20 protein-coding genes are annotated in these 19,999 nt (G+C 64.9%); 7 read left to right on the top strand and 13 right to left on the bottom strand.

Translation table 11 applies throughout. From position 1 onward, the window contains the following. Positions 1 to 12: 12 nt before the first annotated feature. The 10 genes from flgG to motA all read right to left on the bottom strand — a co-directional run bounded on the left by flgG (position 13) and on the right by motA (position 6,767). A complete protein-coding gene (gene flgG, locus ACVJ5M_RS10760; RefSeq protein ID WP_354099539.1) occupies positions 13 to 801 on the bottom strand; it encodes a flagellar basal-body rod protein FlgG in 789 nt (262 codons plus the stop codon). 17 nt (positions 802 to 818) lie between these two features. Further along, positions 819 to 1,148 (bottom strand): flagellar hook-basal body complex protein FliE, encoded by a 330-nt coding sequence (locus ACVJ5M_RS10755; RefSeq protein ID WP_014492660.1) that lies wholly within the window; start codon positions 1,146 to 1,148, stop codon positions 819 to 821. A 2-nt stretch (positions 1,149 to 1,150) separates the two neighbouring features. After that, on the bottom strand, positions 1,151 to 1,567 hold the full coding sequence (gene flgC / locus ACVJ5M_RS10750) for a flagellar basal body rod protein FlgC (RefSeq protein WP_014492659.1): 417 nt from the start codon (positions 1,565 to 1,567) through the stop codon (positions 1,151 to 1,153). 11 nt (positions 1,568 to 1,578) lie between these two features. Then, entirely contained in the window at positions 1,579 to 1,959 is a 381-nt protein-coding gene (gene flgB / locus ACVJ5M_RS10745; RefSeq protein WP_014492658.1) for a flagellar basal body rod protein FlgB, read from the bottom strand. Between the two features lie 85 nt (positions 1,960 to 2,044). Next, entirely contained in the window at positions 2,045 to 3,130 is a 1,086-nt protein-coding gene (gene flhB / locus ACVJ5M_RS10740; protein WP_039153365.1) for a flagellar biosynthesis protein FlhB, read from the bottom strand. 13 nt (positions 3,131 to 3,143) lie between these two features. Then, positions 3,144 to 4,184 (bottom strand): flagellar motor switch protein FliG, encoded by a 1,041-nt coding sequence (locus ACVJ5M_RS10735; protein ID WP_014492656.1) that lies wholly within the window; start codon positions 4,182 to 4,184, stop codon positions 3,144 to 3,146. A gap of 2 nt (positions 4,185 to 4,186) precedes the next feature. Continuing rightward, the gene (fliN, locus tag ACVJ5M_RS10730; RefSeq protein ID WP_063981297.1) at positions 4,187 to 4,561 is read right to left on the bottom strand and encodes a flagellar motor switch protein FliN; all 375 of its coding nucleotides are present in this window, start codon (positions 4,559 to 4,561) and stop codon (positions 4,187 to 4,189) included. Between the two features lie 76 nt (positions 4,562 to 4,637). Beyond that, on the bottom strand, positions 4,638 to 4,952 hold the full coding sequence (locus ACVJ5M_RS10725) for a hypothetical protein (RefSeq protein WP_063981296.1): 315 nt from the start codon (positions 4,950 to 4,952) through the stop codon (positions 4,638 to 4,640). Then, complete coding sequence (locus ACVJ5M_RS10720) at positions 4,933 to 5,874, bottom strand: flagellar motor switch protein FliM (RefSeq protein ID WP_028153460.1); 942 nt, start codon at positions 5,872 to 5,874, stop codon at positions 4,933 to 4,935. Before ACVJ5M_RS10720 ends, ACVJ5M_RS10725 begins: the two co-directional genes overlap by 20 nt. Then, positions 5,871 to 6,767 carry a flagellar motor stator protein MotA gene (gene motA, locus ACVJ5M_RS10715; protein WP_063981295.1) on the bottom strand — a complete coding sequence of 299 codons (897 nt, stop codon included), beginning with the start codon at positions 6,765 to 6,767 and terminating at the stop codon, positions 5,871 to 5,873. Before motA ends, ACVJ5M_RS10720 begins: the two co-directional genes overlap by 4 nt. A gap of 142 nt (positions 6,768 to 6,909) precedes the next feature. Between motA and ACVJ5M_RS10710 the strand changes: the two genes are divergently transcribed. The 3 genes from ACVJ5M_RS10710 to fliI are packed head-to-tail and all read left to right on the top strand — an operon-like array spanning position 6,910 to position 9,804. After that, positions 6,910 to 7,710 (top strand): DUF1217 domain-containing protein, encoded by an 801-nt coding sequence (locus ACVJ5M_RS10710; protein WP_063981294.1) that lies wholly within the window; start codon positions 6,910 to 6,912, stop codon positions 7,708 to 7,710. A 3-nt stretch (positions 7,711 to 7,713) separates the two neighbouring features. After that, the gene (flgF, locus tag ACVJ5M_RS10705; protein ID WP_063981293.1) at positions 7,714 to 8,442 is read left to right on the top strand and encodes a flagellar basal-body rod protein FlgF; all 729 of its coding nucleotides are present in this window, start codon (positions 7,714 to 7,716) and stop codon (positions 8,440 to 8,442) included. Positions 8,443 to 8,478: 36 nt separating this feature from the next. Continuing rightward, positions 8,479 to 9,804, top strand: coding sequence for a flagellar protein export ATPase FliI (gene fliI, locus ACVJ5M_RS10700; protein WP_063981292.1), 1,326 nt, complete (start codon positions 8,479 to 8,481; stop codon positions 9,802 to 9,804). Positions 9,805 to 9,860: 56 nt separating this feature from the next. On the opposite strand, the gene ACVJ5M_RS10695 is transcribed toward fliI, so the two are convergent. Continuing rightward, the gene (locus ACVJ5M_RS10695; protein WP_187387941.1) at positions 9,861 to 10,037 is read right to left on the bottom strand and encodes a hypothetical protein; all 177 of its coding nucleotides are present in this window, start codon (positions 10,035 to 10,037) and stop codon (positions 9,861 to 9,863) included. Between the two features lie 616 nt (positions 10,038 to 10,653). Between ACVJ5M_RS10695 and ACVJ5M_RS10690 the strand changes: the two genes are divergently transcribed. From ACVJ5M_RS10690 to ACVJ5M_RS10675, 4 genes are all read left to right on the top strand, one after another. Beyond that, positions 10,654 to 11,289, top strand: coding sequence for a MarR family winged helix-turn-helix transcriptional regulator (locus ACVJ5M_RS10690; RefSeq protein ID WP_063981291.1), 636 nt, complete (start codon positions 10,654 to 10,656; stop codon positions 11,287 to 11,289). Positions 11,290 to 12,658: 1,369 nt separating this feature from the next. After that, positions 12,659 to 13,723 carry a ketopantoate reductase family protein gene (locus tag ACVJ5M_RS10685; RefSeq protein WP_063981258.1) on the top strand — a complete coding sequence of 355 codons (1,065 nt, stop codon included), beginning with the start codon at positions 12,659 to 12,661 and terminating at the stop codon, positions 13,721 to 13,723. A 242-nt stretch (positions 13,724 to 13,965) separates the two neighbouring features. Then, on the top strand, positions 13,966 to 14,784 hold the full coding sequence (locus ACVJ5M_RS10680) for a YkgJ family cysteine cluster protein (RefSeq protein ID WP_063981257.1): 819 nt from the start codon (positions 13,966 to 13,968) through the stop codon (positions 14,782 to 14,784). Positions 14,785 to 14,889: 105 nt separating this feature from the next. Next, positions 14,890 to 16,401: an ATP-binding protein gene (locus ACVJ5M_RS10675; protein WP_063981256.1), complete on the top strand. Its 1,512-nt coding sequence runs from the start codon at positions 14,890 to 14,892 to the stop codon at positions 16,399 to 16,401. A gap of 6 nt (positions 16,402 to 16,407) precedes the next feature. Here the strand turns inward: ACVJ5M_RS10675 and ACVJ5M_RS10670 are convergent, their stop codons facing one another. Continuing rightward, entirely contained in the window at positions 16,408 to 18,723 is a 2,316-nt protein-coding gene (locus ACVJ5M_RS10670; RefSeq protein ID WP_063986109.1) for a TonB-dependent receptor, read from the bottom strand. Beyond that, entirely contained in the window at positions 18,704 to 19,777 is a 1,074-nt protein-coding gene (locus ACVJ5M_RS10665; RefSeq protein ID WP_063981255.1) for a HoxN/HupN/NixA family nickel/cobalt transporter, read from the bottom strand. The genes ACVJ5M_RS10670 and ACVJ5M_RS10665 overlap by 20 nt, the downstream gene beginning before the upstream one ends. Positions 19,778 to 19,999: the final 222 nt, after the last annotated feature.

Raw genomic sequence — 19,999 nt, 5'->3', positions numbered from 1 at the left:
AGAACACCGGAACTAGCGCATGCCCTTCGAGACCGTCTGGGCCATTTCATCCGAGGCCTGGATGACCTTGGCGTTCATTTCATAGGCGCGCTGCGCCGAGATCAACTCGGTGATTTCCTTGACCGGGTCGACGTTCGAGGCTTCGAGATATTGCTGATTGATCTTGCCGTATCCGGAATCGCCCGGCAGCCCGACGACCGGCGTGCCGGACGCCGTGGTCTCGCGATAGAGGTTGCTGCCGAGCGGCTCGAGGCCCGCTTCGTTGGCGAAATTGGCGAGGTTGAGCTGGCCGATCTGCCGCGGGTTCACTTCCGTATCCAGCTTGGCAAACACCCGTCCGGTCTGGTTGACGACGACCTGAACCGTTCCCTGCGGTATCGTGATTGCGGGATCCAGCAGATAGCCGTCGGTGGTGACGAGCTGGCCGTTGGCGTTGGGGCTGAACGAGCCGGCGCGGGTGTATTGCACCTCGTTGTTCGGGCCGAGCACCTGAAACCAGCCACGGCCGTTGATCGCGAGGTCGTAGGGGTTGCCGGTCTGCGTGAGCGCGCCCTGGATGTGCAGCTTGCGGATGGCCGTCGACTTGACGCCGAGACCGAGATTGGAGCCTTCCGGGATCGGCGAGGAGCCATTGACGTTCGCGACGCCCTGCATGCGGTCCATCTGGTAGAACAGATCGGTGAATTCCGCGCGCGCACGCTTGTACGACGTCGAATTGATGTTGGCGATGTTGTTCGCGATGACTTCGATGTTGGTCTGCTGGGCGTTCATGCCCGTGGCCGCAATGGCGAGCGATTTCACAGCTTCATTCCCTCAGATCAAATCGACATCCGGACGACTTCTTGGTAGGCCTGCACGACCTTGTCGCGAACCGCGACCGCGGTCTGCAAGGCCTGCTCGGCCGACATCAGCGCCTCCACGACCTTCCGGGTCGATTCCTTACCCTGCATCGCCGAGATCGACGCCGCTTCGCCCGCCTTCAGCGTCCCGATCGCGTCCGTCGTCACCTGCTTCATCACCGATTCGAATCCGACATCGTCGGTGGACTGAATGGCGGTCGGCGCCGCCGGCGCGATGGCCTGCGTCTCGGTCGCGCGGCTCGCCGCTTGCCCGGCGGAAATCGCGGTGGATGAAATTGCCTCAAGCATTGTCAGCTCCTCAGCAGGTCGATGGTCATGCCCAGCATCGACCGCACCTGTTTCACGACCTGGAGATTGGCTTCATAGGACCGGTTGACTTCCCGCATGTCGGCCATCTCGATCATCATGTTGACGTTCGGCAGCTTGACGTAACCGGCCTTGTCGGCGGCGGGATGTCCCGGCTCGTACTCCACGCGATACGGCGTGGTGTCGACCCCGATCTCCTTGACCTTCGCAAGCTGCGCGCCCGAGGCGCGGTCCATGGCGGCATCGAAAGTGATGGTCTTGCGCTGATACGGATCGGCGCCGGCCGTGCGCCCCGTCGAGGTCGCATTGGCAAGGTTTTCCGAAACGATGCGCATGCGCGTCGACTGCGCTTCGAGCCCGGAGCTCGCGACCGTCAATGACGCTTGCAGTGAGTCCAGCATGTCAATTCACCTCAGCTCTTCGCGCTCGACAGCAGCATGCGGTGGAACGACCGCACGACCGCCGAGTTCATCGAGTAGTCGCGACTGACGTCGCTGCCCTTGATCATTTCCTGCTCGAGGCTGACGGAGTTGCCGGAGTGAACCACTTCCCAGCTGTCCTTCTTCGCGGTCTTCCGCGTATCGGTCTCGGCCGCGGACAATTGCATGTGCGAGGGTGACGTCGTCGCGAGCCTGACCGGCGTGGCGTCGAGCACCTTGTTGAAGGGCTCGACGTCGCGCGCCTTGAAGCCCGGCGTATTGGCGTTGGCGACGTTGGTCGCGATGGTCGACTGGCGGAGCTCGAGGTACCGCGCCTGCGACGATGCGAGTTCGAAGAGATAAAGCGGTCCCACGACGGCCCCATGCTGATTTCTTAAGATTAAGTTTAGGGCCGCAAGCTTTCGTCAGGCTGATGCAGCCGACGCTATGCTCGGAAATCTACTGAACCTTCTCGGTCCGCGGCGCCTGCTTGGACTGCAGGAAGTAGATGATCTCGGCGACCGGCCGGAAGAATTCCGCCGGAATCACCTGGTCGACCTGAACCGCCTCATAGAGCGCGCGCGCCAGCGCCTTGTTCTCGATCACCGGGATCCGGTTCTGCTCCGCGACTTCGCGGATCTTCAGCGCGATCACGTCCATGCCCTTGGCGACGACCATGGGCGCTGCGTTTTCCTCGCGCTTGTAGCGCAGCGCGATCGCGAAGTGTGTCGGGTTGGCGATCACCAGCGTCGCGCGCGAGGCGGATGCGATCATGCGTTGGCGCGAACGGTCGCGCGCCAGCGAGCGCAGGCGCGCCTTGATCAGGGGATCGCCTTCCGCCTGCTTGTGCTCGTCCTTGATCTCCTGCTTGGTCATGCGCAGCTCGCGCCGCCAGTGGAAGCGCGCCCAGGCGAGATCGATCGCGACCAGGACGATGGTGGCGATGCAGATCGCCGAGACGATCCGCATCGCGATGTTGAGAATCATCTCCGGCAGCGCGACCGGATCCGTGTACATCGCCTCGAACGCCCTGGCTTCGGACGAGCGCAGCACGAACACGACGACGACCGTCACCGAGACGAGCTTGAACAGCGACTTGGCGAATTCGACGAGGCCCTGCGTTCCGAACAGCCGGCTCCAGCCGCTGATCGGCGAGATTCGCGACAGCTGCGGCTTGATGCGCTCCAGCACCAGGCGCGGCGCATTCTGCAGCAACGATGCGGCGAGGCCGAACACCGCCAGGGTGACGACCAGCGGCACCAGGAATCGCAACGCCTCGAGGCCCACCACCGTGAGCAGGTTGCGCGCGTCCGCGCCGTTGCTGAGAGGGAAGCCTTCGGGATCGTCGAGCAGGCTCTTCAGCGTCGGCGTCAATTGCTGTACGCCCTGGCCGATCAGGAACGCCTGGATCACCATCAGCGCGGCCATCGAGGCGAAGATAGAAGCCTCCCGAGAGACCGGGATTTTGCCCTGTTCGAGCGAATCGCGGACTTTCTTCTCGGTCGGCTCTTCTGTCTTGCTCTCCTGATCGGATGTTTCTGCCATGCCCGTTCAGCGGTCAGCGGAAGACCAGCTCGTCCTCCTGCTCGGGGTTGAGCTCGATTTCGCCCTTTTCCGCCAGGTCGAGTGCAAGGTCGGTGATGACGCGGCGCGCCTCCAGCACGTCGCGCTGGTTCGACGGCTCGCCGATGGCGAGTTCGTGCTCGACGACGCGGCGGACGCGCGAGGCAACGGAGGACAGGATGAGTTCGCGGAAATGCTTGTCCGTGCCTTTCAGCGCGATAACGATGCGATCGGTCGGCACCTGGTCGAAGATCATGGTGCGCGCCTTCGGGGTCAAATTGACCACGTCGTCGAAGGTGAACAGCAGTTCCTTCAGAACTTCGGCCGACTTCGGACGCTTCTCCGACAAGCTCTTCAGCATGTCCTCGATATGGCCGCGCTCCATCTTGTTGATGATGTCCGCGACGCGCGCGTAGGTGTCGGCGCCGAGGTTGCGGGCGAAATTGAGCGTCAGGTCCTCGTGCAGCGTCTTCTCGAGGACTTTCATGGCGTCGTCGACGATCGGCTTGAGGCTGAGGACGCGCCGCATCAGCTCATTGCGCAGGCTCGACGGCAGCTGGCTCATCACCTTGGCGGCGCAGGACGGCTTGACCTTGGACAGGATCAGCGCCGCGGTTTGCGGATGCTCCTTGGAGAGGTACGTCGCCAGCGAGTTTTCCGACACCGACGAGACGCGGTCCCACACCGACCGGCTCGAATTGCCGAGGAGGTCCGACATGATTGCCGAGACCTGGTCGGCAGGCAGCACGTCGCCGAGTACAGCTTCAAGACCGCCGATGGTGCCGAGAATGTTGGCGCCCATCGAGAACTGCTGAGCGAACTCCTCGACGATCGACTCGAGCTCCTGCGCGGTGATCGGCCGCAGCTCGGCCGCGGCCTTGGTGACGATGCGGATATCCTGCGGCTCGAACTGCGAGAGCACGCTCGCGGCCGCCTGCCGGCCCATGGCCAGCAGGAGTGCCGCGACCTTTTCCGTTCCGCCCAGCGTGGCAACGCCTCGCTGCTTGATAGGAGCGACGCCGACCTGTGCCGCCATGATCAGGTATCACCCTGCCCCAGCGGTCCGACGATCTCTGTGAGCGAGACGCCGAAGCGGGAATTGTCCTCTTCGACGACGACCACTTCGCCGCGGGCAACGACGCGGCCATTGACCACGACGTCGACGGGCTCGCCGACGCGGTGATCGAGTGGAACCACCGCGCCGCGGCCGAGCTTCATCAGGTTCGCGACCGGAATGGTCGCCGAACCGAGCACGACCTGCATCGTGACGGGAATGCGCAGGATGGCATCGACATTGGCGAATTTGCCGGTTTCCTCCGCCGTGCGCGCGGCGATCTCCGCCAGCCGCTCCAGCGGAGACGCATCGGTCTCTCCCGATGCCGATGCAGACTCATAGTCGAAAGATTGCGCCATTTGGTATCGCCTCTTGGTATTTCCGCTCCCGGAGCGTCGCGACGGTCCGATCGCACGTGTCCTTCAAGTCCCGAATTCAATGCTTGTTCGCCTCGGCGCCGCTCACGGTTGAGGCCGGTTGGAGCCCGCTCCGCGCGTCGAGCGCCGCGATCGCCTCGTGGGCCTGATCTATCTTCGTGCTCAGCACGTTGGCGAGCCGGCCGAGATTTGCGGTGGAATCATGCGCGGCGGTGATGACGGTGTCGAAGGCGCCCGCCGTCTCGTGGACGATGGTCGAGAACTCGCCCTGGTAACTGCGCAGCCGCGCCAATTCGCGGTGCATCCGGGTCACCCTCATGCTGGTGAACGCCAGCGCGATCAGCAGCACGGCATCAACGAGATAGGATATCATCGACGAACTCCCGCTTCTGATCGACGGGATCGGCCACCTGCATGGCGTAATAGCCATCGAGCTGGCCGATCTGACACCAGAACAGCACCTGGTTGTTGCTCTCGAGCCGGGCCAGCGTGCGCGGCGTGGCCTCGAGCTCCAGAACCTGCCCCACCTTGAATTGCACGACGTCCTCGAGGGAAATCATCTTCTCGTCGAGCACCGCGCTCAGCGTCACTTCGGTACGGTGAACCTCGCTCTCCATCTGCTCGCGCCAGCGCGGATCGGCCGCGCGGCCGTCGCTGACGACGACGTGGGCGAGCTTCTGCCTGAGCGGATTGAGCGCGGAGTGCGGAATGATCAGGAACATCTGGCCGCCGCGATAGAGCGCCTGCACCATCATGTTCGCGCAGATCGACATATTGCTGGCGCGGCCAATCGCGAGCGACGCCATCGCCGTCTCGACTCGCTCGACACGGAAGGTGACATTGGAGGTGCCGGCGAAGGCGCCCTGCAGCGCCTTGGCGAACCGCTCAAACAGTGCCTGGACCAGCCGGATCTCGATGTTCGAGAAGGTGCGTTCGACGTCGAGCGGCGGTTCGGCGCCGTCGGAGCCGAACATCGCCTCGACCATGGTGAAGACGAAGTCGCGATCCAGCATAATGATGACGCGCGAGTCCCACTGCTCGGCATAGAGCACGGCGGCAACCGCGTTGCCCTCGTAATCCTTGATGATGTCGCCGAGCGGGTCGTTGGTGATGCCGTTGACGGAGAAGTAGCACGGCGTTCCGGCCATCGGCTGCAGGCTGTCGGTGCACGATGCCGCCATGCGATCGAAGATCACATTGAGCATCGGCATGCGTTCGATCGATATGCCGGCGGCGTCCAGCAGGTAGTTCGGCAGCTGCTTCCGCTGATCGACGTCGAGGTCTTCCGTCATCATGCGCGGGCAGCCTTCGGTTCAGCCTCGGTCGCGACGGCCTTCGGACCCGCAATCGTCTCGTTCTCGACCACGTCGATCGACGGCCGTTCGCCGCTCGCGATCATCTTGCGACCGTGCTCGACGGCGATCTGCGGCATGGCGCCGTTCATGAACGCCAGCAGCGTCTGCTTGACGATGATGTAGGGCCGGCAGCGCTTCTCTCGCGTCATCTTGATCTTGATCGCGAAGGGCGAGAGGACACCGTAGGACAGGAAGATGCCGGCGAAGGTGCCGACGAGCGCCGCGCCGATGAAGCCGCCAAGGAGCTTCGGCGACTGGTCGAGCGCGCCCATGGCCTTGATGACGCCGAGCACGGCGGCGACGATGCCGAGCGCCGGCAGCGCCTCGGACACGACCACCATCGAATTGTAGGGCGCCAGCTTGGCCTTCACGATGGTGTGGATCTCTTCGTCCATCAGCGCTTCGATCTCGTGCGTGCGCGCATTGCCCATGATGATGAGGCGGACATAGTCGCAGATGAACTGCAGCAACGGCGGGTCCCCGAGGACGCTCGGGAACGCCTTGAAGATCTCCGAGGACGCGGGATCGTCGATATGCGCCTCGACCTCGTTGCGGCCTTTGCCCCGGAGCTCCCGCATCAGGGCATGGAGCGCTCCGAGCAGATCGAGGTAATAGCGCTCACTCGGCACTGCGCCGGTGATGGCCTGCATGCAGGCCACGCCGGTATCAACGACCGTTTTCCACGGATTGGCGACGATGAAGGTGCCGATCGCGGTGCCCAGGATGATCACGAATTCCCACGGCTGCATGAGCACGGCCAGATGCCCGCCCATGGCGGCAAATCCGCCGAGCAGTGCCGCTACCGTGATGAAAATCCCCACGAAACTGAGCAACGCGCCACTCCATCGCCGATCCCATCGGGAATATCTAGTCGGCGACGCTTGCGCGAGGCTGGCTTCGTGGTCGCCAGCCCCGCGCAAGCAATTGGCGGCAGCTTGAGACGAAGTCGCAACGGCGGCCAGAGGGGCGCGTGCCATGCTATCCACGATCGCGGACTACACCAGACTGACCAAGGACATGGGCAAATCGCTGACGCAGGTCGCGGCCCAGCCGGACGTCAGCCGCGACACCGATTATTTTCTCAGCCATATCGGCAATGTGAAGACGATCGACGACTTCCTGAAGGACTATCGCCTCTACTCCTACGCGATGAAGGCCTTTGGTCTCAGCGACATGACCTATGCCAAGGCGTTCATGCGCAAGGTGCTGACCGAGGGTGTCTCCGACTCCAAGAGCTTCGCCAACAAGCTGACCGACACCCGCTACCGGCAATTCGCCGCCGCCTTCAATTTCGCCGCCCTCGGCGACAAAGCGACCCAGGCCGCCGCGGCCACCACCGGTACGGCGACCCAATACGTCACGCAGACGATGGAGGAGAAGGCCGGCGACCAGAACGAGGGTCTGCGGCTGGCGCTCTATTTCACCCGCAAGGCCTCCACCATCAGCACCTCCTACCAGATCCTCGCCGACAAGGCGATGACGCAGGTGGTCCAGACCGCGCTCGGCCTGCCGTCGACCATAAGCGCGGCAGACATCGACGCCCAGGCCAAGTTGATCACGAGCAAGATCGACCTCACCGATTTCCAGGACCCGGCCAAGGTCACCAAGTTCGTGCAGCGCTTCGCCGCGATGTGGGATGCGACCCAGGCCCAGAACGACATCAACAATGGCAACTCGACCAACTCCGCGCTGGTCCTGATCGGCGGCGCGTCGTCGATGGCCGGCCTGGATACCGACATGCTTACGAAGCTTCAGTCCATCCGGTTCGGAAAGTAAGTCATGCAATCGGCTCTCTATGTGGGATTGTCGGCGCAGGTCGCCCTCGAAAAGCGCCTCCAGACGATCGCCAACAACGTCGCCAACGTCAACACGGCGGCATTCCGCACCGACGTCGTGAAGTTCGAGACCGTGCTGTCGAAGGCCGGCGCGAACCCGGTCGCCTTCTCCTCGCCCGGCGACAACATCATCTCGCGCGAGATGGGCAGCATCACCGAGAGCGGCAACCCGCTCGACGTCGCCGTGGTTGGACAGGGCTGGATCGCCTTCGCCGGCCCGAACGGCACGGTCTATACGCGCGACGGCCGCCTCCAGATCGCCCCCAACGGCGACCTTCAGACCGTGTCCGGCTTCCCCGTGATCGATGCCGGCGGCGCGCAGATCACGCTCGACCCGAACGGCGGACCGATCGCGATCGCCCGCAGCGGCGCGATCACCCAGGACAACAACGAGATCGGCTCCATCGGCCTGTTCAACATTCCCGCCGATGCCAATCTCGAGCGCTACGGCAATTCCGGCGTCACGCCGGACCGGCCCGCGACCGCCATCGCCGATTTCTCCCGCGACGGCTTCAAGCAGGGCTATGTCGAGGGCTCCAGCGCCAATCCGATGATGGAATTGACGAAGCTGATCGCGGCTTCGCGCGCCTTCGACGGCACCAATTCGATGATCGAGGGCACCGAGAGCTCGCTCCAGAACGCAATCCGGACGCTGGGCGAGCCGGGCAAATAGACTGCGCTGCATGCGCATTGAGGGTGGACGGTTTCCTTGAACGCTCTTCGGCAACTCGAGTGGGCGCTGCTGGAGCTTCAGCAGAGCACTCCCCTGGCCAGCGTCAGCGGCGCGATCTCCGAGATCGCTCCGACGCATTTCCGCGTCTCCGGCCTGTCGCGCTTCGTCAGGCTTGGTGAACTGATCGGCGTCAACTCCGGCGGCAAGCCCCAGATCGGCGAGGTGGTGCGGATCGACAGCGAGGGCATCATCGCCAAGCCGTTCGACCGGCAGTTCGCCGGCGGCCTCGGCTCGGTTGCCTACCGGATGCCGCCACTGTCCTTCGCGCCCGATCCGAGCTGGAAGGGCCGCGTCATCAACGCGCTCGGCGCGCCGCTCGACGGACAAGGTCCCCTCACCCCGGGATCGCGCACCGTCTCGGCGGAAGCCGAGGCGCCGGCGGCCATGAAGCGGGCGCGCGTCCACAAGCCGCTGCACACCGGCGTGCGCGTCATCGACCTGTTCGCCCCGATCTGCGCCGGCCAGCGCGTCGGCATCTTTGCCGGCTCCGGTGTCGGCAAATCGACGCTGCTGGCGATGCTGGCCCGCAGCCAAGGCTTTGACACCGTCGTGCTGGCGCTCGTCGGCGAACGCGGCCGCGAGGTGCGCGAATTCATCGAGGACGTGCTCGGCGCCAACCGCAGCCGCGCCATCACCATCGTATCGACGGGAGATGAAAGCCCGATGATGCGGCGGCTGGCACCGAAGACCGCCATGGCGGTCGCCGAATATTTCCGCGACCGGGGCGAATCGGTCCTGCTGGTGGTCGATTCGATCACCCGTTTCGCCCATGCCGCCCGCGAGGTCGCCCTCGCCGCCGGCGAGCCTGCGGTCGCCCGCGGTTACGCACCGACGGTCTTCACCGACCTGCCCCGCCTGCTGGAGCGCGCCGGCCCCGGCGAGGAGGGATCCGGGACGATTACCGGCATTTTCTCCGTGCTGGTCGACGGTGACGATCACAACGAGCCGATCGCCGACACCATCCGCAGCACCCTCGACGGCCACATCGTGCTCTCCAGGCACATCGCCGACCAGGCGCGCTATCCCGCCGTCGATGTTCTGGCCTCGGTCTCCCGCCTCGCCCACAACGTCTGGGACCCCGAGGAGCGCGAATTGGTGAGCAAGCTGCGCACCATGATCGCCAAATACGAGGACACGCGCGATCTTCGCCTGATGGGCGGATATCAGACGGGGCGTGATTCGGGTCTCGACCAGGCCGTCGACATGGTCCCGAAGATCTACAGCGCCATGCGGCAGGACGCCTCGGCAGGGCCGAGCGCCGATCCATTCCGCGAGCTGCGAGACATGCTCAAGGGCGACTAGCCGGGCGCGGCCGGCGCGCCCGTCGTCGTCGACCTGCTCATTATCGCGACAGTCGATCACGCATACCGCTGCGCCTCCGGCGCATGCGCACCCGTCGCCAACTGCTGCTTTCCGTCGCGCGCTAGCATCGGCCGTTCAGTGGAGATCGCGCCGCCGAGGCGAAAGCGATCCGGCGAACCCGTCTCGCTGTCATTATCACAACAACCGCTGCGTGCAATCTCTACGAGTTCCATTGCCGATTCTGTGACGGATCGCGCAAGTTGTGGATGACGCGCCGCTGCGCGTCACCGTCATGCACAAGCTTCCATCAATTTGCATCAACGGCGGACAGCAACAGGCGTGCAATCAAACCGTCGCACATTTGCGTGCAAGTAGCTTGTTACACTGCGTATTACGATCACCATCATGTGTCCTGACGAACGAGATTGTCTTGAACGTTACAATCGCTTCGAGCGACAGCCAGTCTTCGGGAGCGTCTCTACTTGATTTTGTTGAGAAGCTCATTCATCGTTTCGATGGAATACAAGAAACGTCTGCGTGTGACTTGAACTTCAGGGGCTACGGTTGAACAATACCGATCCATCGTCCGGCTGTGACGGCAACTCGGGCTTTCGTTCGACGACGCCACGATTGGCACACCATCATCGACACAGCTTCTCGCGCCGTATCTCGCAGGGTCCATCTGTCGAGTTCGGCGGCAGAACAGTCCGTGCTTTCGCGCGAGAGCCTGGCTCTGCGCATGTGTCGGATGTTGTGGTTGGTACGGCTTCTCGCGAAGGACTGGTGCGCAACGACGGAAGGCGGCTCCGGGGCGCCGCAGACGTGATATCCGGGGCAAGGTAGGAATTTATGCCGTTGGCACGCGAGGCCGTCGAGCTGCTGGTTCAGGCGGCCAGAGCCTGGTATTTCGAAGGCAATCAGCACGGGTTGCGCGACCGGGAATGGATGGCGCTGCGCTTTCTTCACCGCGCCAACAGGTTCTCGCGCACGCCGTCCGCGCTGGCCGGCTTCATCGGCGCGACCCGGGCCACGGCATCGCAGATCGTGAAGACGCTGGAAGCCAAGTCCTTCCTGGTGCGAAAGCCGTCGCACGAGGACAAGCGGTCCGTCGTGCTGCACGTCACCGCGCAAGGCGAGAAATGCCTGAGCCAGCACGACCCGATCAATCACGTGGTGAACGCGGTCACGTCTCTCGGCACCGACGAATGCGTCAGGCTGCGCGACTCGCTGCGCGAGATCCTCAATCATCTCGACGCGGCCCATCAGCGGCTCGATGCCAGCATCTGCCGCGACTGCATGTTTCTCGCCGAACGCAGTCCCGGCGCGGGCAAGGGACGCGCGAGCGCCGAATTCATGTGCCGGCTGTACCGCGCCCCGGTTTCTCTCGAGGAGACCGAGCTCCTCTGCACCAGCTTCGAGCGCACCCGCGACCGCCCGAAGATCGAGGGGCATCTCGACCGCGCGCGCATGGCGAGCCAGGGATGAGGCGGGAGTTCGCGACGTGATGGAACGCGCAAGTTTCGGGCGAATGCGATCGCCGGCGCTTGCGTAAAGTTTCTCAGCGGTATCGTTCTTTGAAACACTCGTTTCCTCCGGTCTCCCGGACGCGCTGACCAAGCACGGGAGCATAGTGGCGCACGCTCCCTCCACGTCGTTGCGAGCGCAGCAAAGCAATGACGGAGTATGAGACATCGGCGTCGTCCTCCAAGTACCCCTGTCGTTCCCCGCGACCCGGCTACGCCAAGGCTTCGCCGGGGCTGAGGTCCAGGGCCGCCGAAGCTTTAGCGTAGGCGGCAAGCGGGGGAATCCTGTACGCCGCGGCCTCTCGGCTCAATCACAGCCGTCTCTGGAATACTGGATCGCCCGGTCAAGCCGGGCGACGACAGCGAGTGCCTGGTCGCAGACACGCCTTCGCATCCTCGCGGCATGTTTCGCCCGAGTTTTGCCTGGTCACTCCACCCTCGAAGCCAAGAGGGCGCAGGGAAGGCCGGGTGCTGACCTCGCACCCGCGGTCCGCTGCGCGAAAGGTAACGCAAGGAAACCGCACAGCAGCATACAGGTGGTGCCAATCACTCGGCCTTCCCTGCGCAGTGGTTGGACGGCTTATGCCGTGCTCTCCCGGGAGCCGAGTTCCTTCTGGCCTCCCTCACGCTTGCAAAAGTCACCAGCACCGCGCCGGTTGACGCGACTGCCGCATTCGCAAAGCACTTGACCGTAGCAACGACGGCCAGGACCACACGGTTTTGCCGCACGCACGGCCCGCCATTTCGCCGCAGTTTTTCCAGCCCTGTCGACGGAGCCGGAAACTTACAGACGAGACGAACCTGACAGCGCCGCTCATCCGGCACGAAGTTTTGGGCTCACGGAGAGCAATCCGCCCTGCCCTTGACCTCTCGCGCCCGACGCTGTCGCGTCCACCGCAAGCCCGACTCGCGACAGTGACGACACAAGATCGCCCCTCTTGGTGAGCCGGGATGGGCGACACATACGCCAATTCCGAATTTCGGTAAAGTGGAATATTTTCGCCCGCGCGGCTTGACGCCCTCTCGGGTGTTTTGCCCGTCGGGCAACGAGACCCCGTCGCCCGGATGGAGCCAACGGGTCGACGCGAAGCGCCGCCCGATCACGGGCTCCGCGCAATCCGGGAAAGGCGTGAGCGCCGGACGAGCGGTCCCGGATCGGGCTGCGCTCCATCCGGGCGACCGATCACCCGCGCCCGCCCGGCAGTCCGCCTTCCGCCTTGTATGCATTATCCCAGTTGCCATCCCCGCGGACTTCGCTTTACATGCCGGCAACTCGCCCGCAGATGACGGCCGGGGCTCAAAAATCACACACATTTTCAAAGGGACGGAATATGGCGCGTAACATCCTGATTCTCGGGGCTTCCTACGGTTCCCTGCTGGGCACGAAGCTGCTGATGGCGGGCCATAACGTGTCCCTGGTCTGCCGCGCCAAGACCGCCGAGCTGATCAACCGTGACGGTACCGAGGTGCGCATCAAGCTGCGCGACGAGGCGGTGCACCGGGCGATCTTCTCGCGCGACCTGCCCGGCAAGCTCGACGCGGTGACGCCGGGCAATGTCGACCTCTCGCGCTACGACATGGTCGGCCTGGCAATGCAGGAGCCGCAATACACCAACCACACGGTCCGCGTTCTCATGGTCAAGATCGCCGCGGCGAAGCTGCCGTGCCTGTCGATCATGAACATGCCGCCGCTGCCCTACCTGAAGCGGATCCCGTCGCTCGCCGACATGGATCTCGAGGAGGCCTACACCAATGCTCAGGTGTGGGAGCGCTTCGAGCCCGGCCTGGTGACGCTGTGCTCGCCCGACCCGCAGGCCTTCCGTCCGCCGGAAGAAGCCGCCAACGTGCTTCATGTCGGTCTGCCGACGAATTTCAAGGCATCGGCCTTCGCCGACGAGAAGCACAACAAGGTGCTGCGCGAGCTCGAAGCCGACATCGACGCGGTGACGCTCGACGGTCACGACGTGCCGGTGAAGCTGAAAGTGTTCTCTTCGCTGTTCGTGCCGCTGGCGAAATGGTCGATGCTGCTGACCGGCAACTATCGCTGCATCACGCCGCACGAGCCGCAGTCGATCCGCGACGCCGTGCACGGCGATCTCAAGCGTTCGCAGACGATCTACGATCATGTCGACGCGATCGCCCGCCGTCTCGGCGCCGATCCGCAGGACCAGGTGCCGTTCGCGAAATACGCCAAGGCCGCCGAAAGCCTGCTCAAGCCGTCATCGGCCGCGCGCGCGGTCGCGAGCGGCGCGCCCTTCATCGAGCGCGTCGACCTGCTGGTGAAGCTGATCTCGCATCAGCTCGGCACCCCCAATGCCGAGATCGACCGCACGGTCGAGACCGTGGACCTGAAGCTGAACGAGAAGATCGTGCAGGGCGGATCTGGCGCGCAGTAGCAGCGTGCCGGCGCTGCCGTCATAGGTCGCGCCGGCCTGCACTGATCGAATTGTCGATGCAGATCGGATCGCCCCTCAGCATGGGCTTACAATTTGGCCCAATACGGGCGATCCTGCTCAGCAGTCCGTTTGCGTAAATCCCGCATACATGCGACTGCTAGCCGTCACGCGGGCGCCGATTTCCGCAGGTTCCGGGGCAGCGCGATGGCCGGATCGAAGGGCTGAAGAACAAGTAGAAGACGATGGATCAGACGGCGTTGCAGGTCGCTCGCGCGGTGGAGGCCGGCGCGACGACGATGAAGGGGATCGTTGACGCGACCGGATTGTCCCGCCTCAAGGTCGAGCGCGCGCTGAGCACGCTGGAGAAGCAAAAGCTCCTGGTCCGCGACGGCCAGGGTTTTCGCGCGACCGGCCTGCCGAAAACGGCGCCGCTGACCCGGCAGTGCGGATCGTGCAACGCCTGCTGCGATATCCTTGAAGTGGCCGCCGTCGACAAGCCGGTGAACCAGCTGTGCAGACACTGGCAGACGGGAACCGGGTGCACCATCTACGACCGCCGCCCGCAGATGTGCCGGTCGTTCGTCTGCGCCTGGCTGCAAGGTCATCTCGATGATGCCTGGTTTCCGGCGACGTCCGGCATCATCGTGCATTTCAGCCAGGACGCGGTCAACGTGACGGTCGACGACCACTGCCCCGATCGCTGGCGCGAGGAGCCTTATTTCAGCAAGCTCGTCGAATGGTCGCTGAACGGGATCAGGCGGATCGGTAACCGCGGCTACGCGACCCTCGTGGTCTCCGGCGAGAACCGGTTCCTGCTGCTCGGACGCACCATCGTTCCCGAGCCGACGCTGTTCGGAACGGCGTTCCTGCCGCTCACCACCGACACCTTCCGGTTCTGGCGCGCGACATCGCCCGAGCATCTGCAGCGGCTGCACGAGCGCATCGCCGAGATCGAGCGTATCCGGCAGGAATTCGGCTCCTGTGCGATCCCCGAGAACGAGGACGACGATCCGCAGGCGCCCTATCGGCCCGCACTTTTACGGCAATCGAATCACGCCTGAACTCCGCCGTGGGCAACACCGCATGATTCGCACGGTGCCGCTCGACGCGCCCCGGCCGGGTTGATAAGCCCCACTCCGCGAATGATGGGGACTTGAGTCGGGGACATGACAGTTGCGATCGAGATGGGGCAGACCACGGCAGGCGCCGCGGCCGCCATGGACCTCGAGGAACTGCTGGCGACCCGGCTCCTGGTGCAGGGCAATTCGGGCTCCGGCAAGTCGCATCTGTTGCGGCGGCTGCTCGAACAGAGCGCGCCCTGGGTGCAGCAGGCCATCATCGACCCCGAAGGCGACTTCGTCACGCTGGCCGAGCAATTCGGCCATCTGGTGATCGAGGCCGAGGATCACACCGAGCGCGGCCTTCAGGTCGCGGGCGAGCGGGCGCGGCTGCATCGCGTCTCCACCGTGCTCAATCTCGAAGGGCTGGACGCCGAGAACCAGATGCGGCGTGCCGCGGCGTTCCTCGGCGGCCTGTTCGACGTCGACCGCGATCATTGGTACCCGATGCTGGTGGTGGTCGACGAGGCGCAGCTGTTCGCGCCGGCGGTCGCCGGCGAGGTCTCGGACGAGGCGCGCAAGCTCTCTCTCGGCGCGATGACCAATCTGATGTGCCGCGGCCGCAAACGTGGCCTCGCCGGCATCATCGCGACCCAGCGCCTGGCAAAACTCGCCAAGAACGTCGCGGCGGAAGCCTCCAATTTCCTGATGGGCCGGACCTTCCTCGACATCGACATGGCGCGCGCCGCCGACCTGCTCGGCATGGAGCGGCGGCAGGCCGAATCCTTTCGCGATCTCGAGCGCGGACAGTTCATGGCGCTCGGCCCGGCGCTGTCGCGACGCCCCCTGCGTTTGCATATCGGCCCGACCGACACCCACGCGCGCAATTCCACGCCGCGGCTGATGCCGATGCCGGAAGCCGCACTCGAGGATATGCGCGCCGTGATCCTGGCCGCACCGCCGCCCGATGCCAGCCGCCCGCAGCGCCGGCCCGCGCCCGATCTGCTCGAGCAGCTCCGCGCCGCGAAGGCGGCCGCGCCGGAGATCCGGCCTGAGGTGACCGAGGTGCCGATCAGCGCCGAGGAGCTCGCCGAGCGGCGCGAGCGCGTCGATCGTACGCTTCGCGCCGTGCTCGCCGAGCCCGATGCCGGCTTCCGCGCCGTCGGCGTGCTCTATCAGGAGTTCGTGGTTCGCTGCCGAATCGAGGGCCTCGGCTCCGCGGTGCCCGATCTGAACGAATTCCGCCGCATGCTGACACGCGCACGCGCCGGGCTCGGCGCCGAGCATGCCGAGGACGACGTCTGGCAGGACGTGTCGCTGCGCGCCTCGATCCTGCCCGACGACATGCAGGGCGTGTTCATGATGATCGCACGCGCGGCGAAGGAAGGCTGGCCCTGTCCCGGCGACGCCGCGATCGCGCGCGCCTACGGCTCGCATTCGCTGCGCCGCGCCCAGCGCCTGCTCGGCTATATGGAGGAGCAGGGCCTGATCGTCTGCCAGCTCGACGGCGCCGGCCGCCGGATCGTGACGCTGGTGGAGCTGGCCTGGGCTACCGCGCCGGGTGATCCCAACGGCGACGATCTGCCGGCCGAGCCGGTTCCGAGCGCGGCCTCGGCTTGAGATCGCCTAGAACGTCCCGGCGACAGTCAGGCGAAAGGTCAGCGGCTCGACCGGGTGCAGCACGTAATCCATCACGCCATTCTGGCAGACCGCCGTCGGCGCGACGCCGCCGGTGCAGAGATTGTACAGCGTGTCGGTCTTGAGCAGCAAGCCATAGGCATAAGTGATCTGGTTCGCCTGCGTGTTGAAGAGATTGAGCACGTCGAGCTGGATGCGCCAGCCATTGTCGATGCGATAGCCGAGGCGGCTGTTGAAGATGCTGGTCGCGGACGAGCGGAACGCATTGTCTTCCGTCAGCGGGCTCGACGCCAGATATCGCCAGCGCAAAGACCCGAACCAGCCGGTCTTCTCGCCGAGCGTGATGCCCGCTGAGGCCACCATCGCCGGCGCGTTCGGAATGTAGTTGCCGGGCGCGTTGCCGATCTGCGCTTCGGGATAGCCCGCGAGCGAGGCATAGACCTCCGCCTGCTCGCTGTCAGTGCCGCGGAAGCGCGCATGCGTCATGGCGAGATCAGCATCGATGTCGATCCACGAGCGCGGACGGTAATGATTGGTCCACTCGAAGCCGTAGCGGCGGCTGGCGCGGGTCGCCGAGGTATCGCCGGCATCGCCGGAGAACAGGATCTCGGAATCCTGATCGAGGATGAAGAGGCTGAACGAGGTGTCGAGGCCGGGCACGATCTTGCTGCGGACGCCAACCTCCGCGCCCCTGGTACGCACCAGCAGCGGCGACGGCGTCAGTCGCGTGGCGGGATCGCTCGGATCTTCCGTCGTGGTCGCGCCGCGCGCGTCGTTCGAGTGCATGCCGGTGCCGGCGCCGAGGAAGAATTCGGTCTGGTTGAACGGGCCGAGCGCCACGCGGAATTTCGGGCTGCCGAGCGCGGCGTCAGTGCGGCCGGAATTGTTGGCATTGAACAGCGAGGTGACGTCGGCCGCATAGTAGTCGCCGCGCAGGCCGACAGTGGTCCTCAGCCAATCAGTCCAGCGCACGGTGTTCTCGGCGAAGACACCGACGCTGCCCTCGCCGACCTTGTCGCTGCGAATGCTTGAGAGGAAGCCGCGCTGGAACGTGTTGCTCAGCGCCAGATCGATCGAATCATAGCGCGATTGCAGGCCGATCGTGGTCTGCATCGGCAGGCCGGCGAACGAGCCGTTCAGCGTGCGCGAGATGTTGGCGCCCGCCATCAGGCGGTCGTCGTGCTGGTGGAACTGGTCGCCGAGCACGGGATCGCTGAGGAAATAGGTGAAGTTGTTGAAGAGGTCGAGCTGGCTCTTCACGACATAGGCGTTGGCCTGCCACGACCCCACATCATCGCTCTGCGCGGTGCGGCCCGAGAGCGCAAAGCGGTTGGTGTTGCCGCCGTCGCTCGGATCTTCCGAGCCGAACCGATCGAGAAAACCGCCGGTGATCGCGCGCTGCGGCACCTGGTCGGTCGAATTCCATTTGTTGGCATAGGCCATGCCGGTGATGGTCAGGCCATCCGTCGCGGTGCCCCGGCTGTAGCGCACGAGACCGTTCAGCTTGCGCACGTTGTCCGGATTTTCCCAGGGGCCGTTGTAGGTGCCGAGCTCGCCGGCGACGAGCAGCGAACCGTCACCGACTTTCGCTGAGTCCATGCCGAGAAGACGACGATAGCCAAAGCTGCCGGCGGTCACCTGCGCGAGACCCTTTTCGGTACGGTCGATCAGGCCGATGCGCACGCTGCCGACAGAGGCGAAATCGCTCTCGTCGGCGAAGTACGGCCCCTTGCGCACATCCATCGCGCTGATGGTTTCCGGGATCAGCCAGTTGAGATCGGCATAGCCCTGGCCATGCGCGTGGGTGCGCATGTTGACGGGGACGTCATCGACATAGATGGCGAGATCGGTGCCGTGGTCGAGATTGTAGCCGCGCAGAAAATACTGGTTGGCTTTGCCTTCACCGGAATGCTGGGTCACGATCAACCCCGGCACGACTTCGAGCGCCTCACCCGGCCGCATGAAAGGGCGCGCGTTGATCTCATCGCCGGAAACGGTGATCTCGCTCGCCATGCCTGGCGGGCCCTTTGCGCCGGAGGCGACGCTGCGGGCGTCCGAGGCCGGGGCTTGCGTCGACTGAGCTACGTGACGGCGATTGGCCGGGACCGGCTTGCTGGCTCGCCGCGATGCGGGCAGTCGCTTGTGAGGCTTCGTCTCGCCGCCGGAGACCTGGATCGGCGGCAGTTCGCGCGAGGCGCCACTGCTCTGCGCGAAGGCGCTGCCGTCATCCGCGAGAAGCATGATGGCCGAAAATGCCGTCAACGCTCCGCGACGACGGCCAGACTCAGGCCGCCTCGGTCGCATCGGCGCCCCGAAGTACATTCGCGCGGGACGCGGCGCCCGCAAACATGCGGCGATAGAGCACGATCGAAACGAGCCAGGCGATCGCAAACAGCGCGATCACGGCGAAGCCGACATTGGCGAGCGACTCGTTGAGGCCGTCGACCAGCGCCCACACGCCGCCGGTTCGACCAAGCCGATCGGCGATCAGGCCGAGCGCCTCGATGCCGCCGATCAACAGCGCCACCGCGACGGACGCGCCGGTGATGGTGAGGTTGTACCAGAGCTTTCGCAGGGGATCGACGAAGGCCCAGCGATAGGCGCTGACCATCAGCGCCGAGTCGGCGGTGTCGACCAGCGCCATGCCCGACGCGAACAGCGCGGGAAAGACCATGACGTCGACGAGCGAAGCGCCGCGCGCGGCTTCCGTCGCGGAGATGCTGAGCAGGCCGATCTCGGTCGCGGTGTCGAAGCCGAGCCCGAACAGGAACCCGAGCGGGAGCATGTGCCAGGGCTTTGTCACCAGGCGGAACATCGGGCCGAGCAGGCGCGCCAGGAATCCGCGGCTCGCCAGCAGCGCGTCGAGCTGCGCGGCGTCGTGGATGCCCTGCGCGCGCGCGATGCGAAACGTCCGCCACAGGCCGACGAAGATGGCGAGATTGATGGCCGCGATCACGAGCAGGAACAGCGCCGACACCGATGTGCCGATGAGGCCGCCGATATCCCTGAGCAGGCTGTCGCCGCCGAGGCTTACCACCCCGAGTGCCAGCAGCATGGTCGCGACCACGACCACGGTGGAATGGCCGAGGGCGAAATAGAGGCCGACGCTGCGCGGCGCACCGCCCGCATGCATCAGCTTGCGCACGACATTGTCGATGGCGGCGATGTGGTCGGCATCGACGGCATGGCGGAGGCCAAACACCCAGGCCAGCAGCGCGGTCGCCATCACCGTCGGCCGGTCACCGAACGCCGCGAAGGCCCAGGCCCATGCGGCGACGTTGGCGGCGATGAGCCCGCCGAACAGCAACACGGTGGCGGGCTCCACCGCCCGTAGGGACCATTTCGTCACGACAATCATTCCGTTCGCACGCCCCTTCGCGGCAACGGTATGATCTTTTCATAGAATGATCACACTAACCAATGCAATTCCAGGGGGCCGCTTTGCAGGAATGCTTGTAACCATCCTTCGAGACGCCCACTGCGCGGGGTCCTCAGGATGAGGCCTGGATTCGCGGCCACGTTGCGAGCAGACCCTCATGGTGAGGAGCCCGCGCAGCGGGCGTCCGGACGATGCTCTGCA

It is taken from the genome of Bradyrhizobium sp. S3.7.6, assembly GCF_054061875.1.
The sequence above is the reverse complement of the archived record's forward strand: the minus strand, read 5'-3'. Positions and strand labels throughout refer to the sequence as shown.

What these genes read in the sequence shown, in the direction of transcription:
- flgF (WP_063981293.1), top strand. Translation starts at nt 7,714, where the DNA reads ATGCAATCGGCTCTCTATGTGGGATTGTCGGCGCAGGTCGCCCTCGAA.
- ACVJ5M_RS10735 (WP_014492656.1), bottom strand. Translation starts at nt 4,184, where the DNA reads ATGGCGGCACAGGTCGGCGTCGCTCCTATCAAGCAGCGAGGCGTTGCC.
- ACVJ5M_RS10720 (WP_028153460.1), bottom strand. Translation starts at nt 5,874, where the DNA reads ATGATGACGGAAGACCTCGACGTCGATCAGCGGAAGCAGCTGCCGAAC.
- ACVJ5M_RS10695 (WP_187387941.1), bottom strand. Translation starts at nt 10,037, where the DNA reads ATGGAACTCGTAGAGATTGCACGCAGCGGTTGTTGTGATAATGACAGC.
- ACVJ5M_RS10755 (WP_014492660.1), bottom strand. Translation starts at nt 1,148, where the DNA reads ATGCTTGAGGCAATTTCATCCACCGCGATTTCCGCCGGGCAAGCGGCG.
- ACVJ5M_RS10665 (WP_063981255.1), bottom strand. Translation starts at nt 19,777, where the DNA reads ATGATTGTCGTGACGAAATGGTCCCTACGGGCGGTGGAGCCCGCCACC.
- fliN (WP_063981297.1), bottom strand. Translation starts at nt 4,561, where the DNA reads ATGGCGCAATCTTTCGACTATGAGTCTGCATCGGCATCGGGAGAGACC.
- ACVJ5M_RS10675 (WP_063981256.1), top strand. Translation starts at nt 14,890, where the DNA reads ATGACAGTTGCGATCGAGATGGGGCAGACCACGGCAGGCGCCGCGGCC.
- ACVJ5M_RS10680 (WP_063981257.1), top strand. Translation starts at nt 13,966, where the DNA reads ATGGATCAGACGGCGTTGCAGGTCGCTCGCGCGGTGGAGGCCGGCGCG.
- ACVJ5M_RS10725 (WP_063981296.1), bottom strand. Translation starts at nt 4,952, where the DNA reads ATGATATCCTATCTCGTTGATGCCGTGCTGCTGATCGCGCTGGCGTTC.
- ACVJ5M_RS10710 (WP_063981294.1), top strand. Translation starts at nt 6,910, where the DNA reads ATGCTATCCACGATCGCGGACTACACCAGACTGACCAAGGACATGGGC.
- flhB (WP_039153365.1), bottom strand. Translation starts at nt 3,130, where the DNA reads ATGGCAGAAACATCCGATCAGGAGAGCAAGACAGAAGAGCCGACCGAG.
- ACVJ5M_RS10670 (WP_063986109.1), bottom strand. Translation starts at nt 18,723, where the DNA reads ATGCGACCGAGGCGGCCTGAGTCTGGCCGTCGTCGCGGAGCGTTGACG.
- ACVJ5M_RS10690 (WP_063981291.1), top strand. Translation starts at nt 10,654, where the DNA reads ATGCCGTTGGCACGCGAGGCCGTCGAGCTGCTGGTTCAGGCGGCCAGA.
- flgC (WP_014492659.1), bottom strand. Translation starts at nt 1,567, where the DNA reads ATGCTGGACTCACTGCAAGCGTCATTGACGGTCGCGAGCTCCGGGCTC.
- ACVJ5M_RS10685 (WP_063981258.1), top strand. Translation starts at nt 12,659, where the DNA reads ATGGCGCGTAACATCCTGATTCTCGGGGCTTCCTACGGTTCCCTGCTG.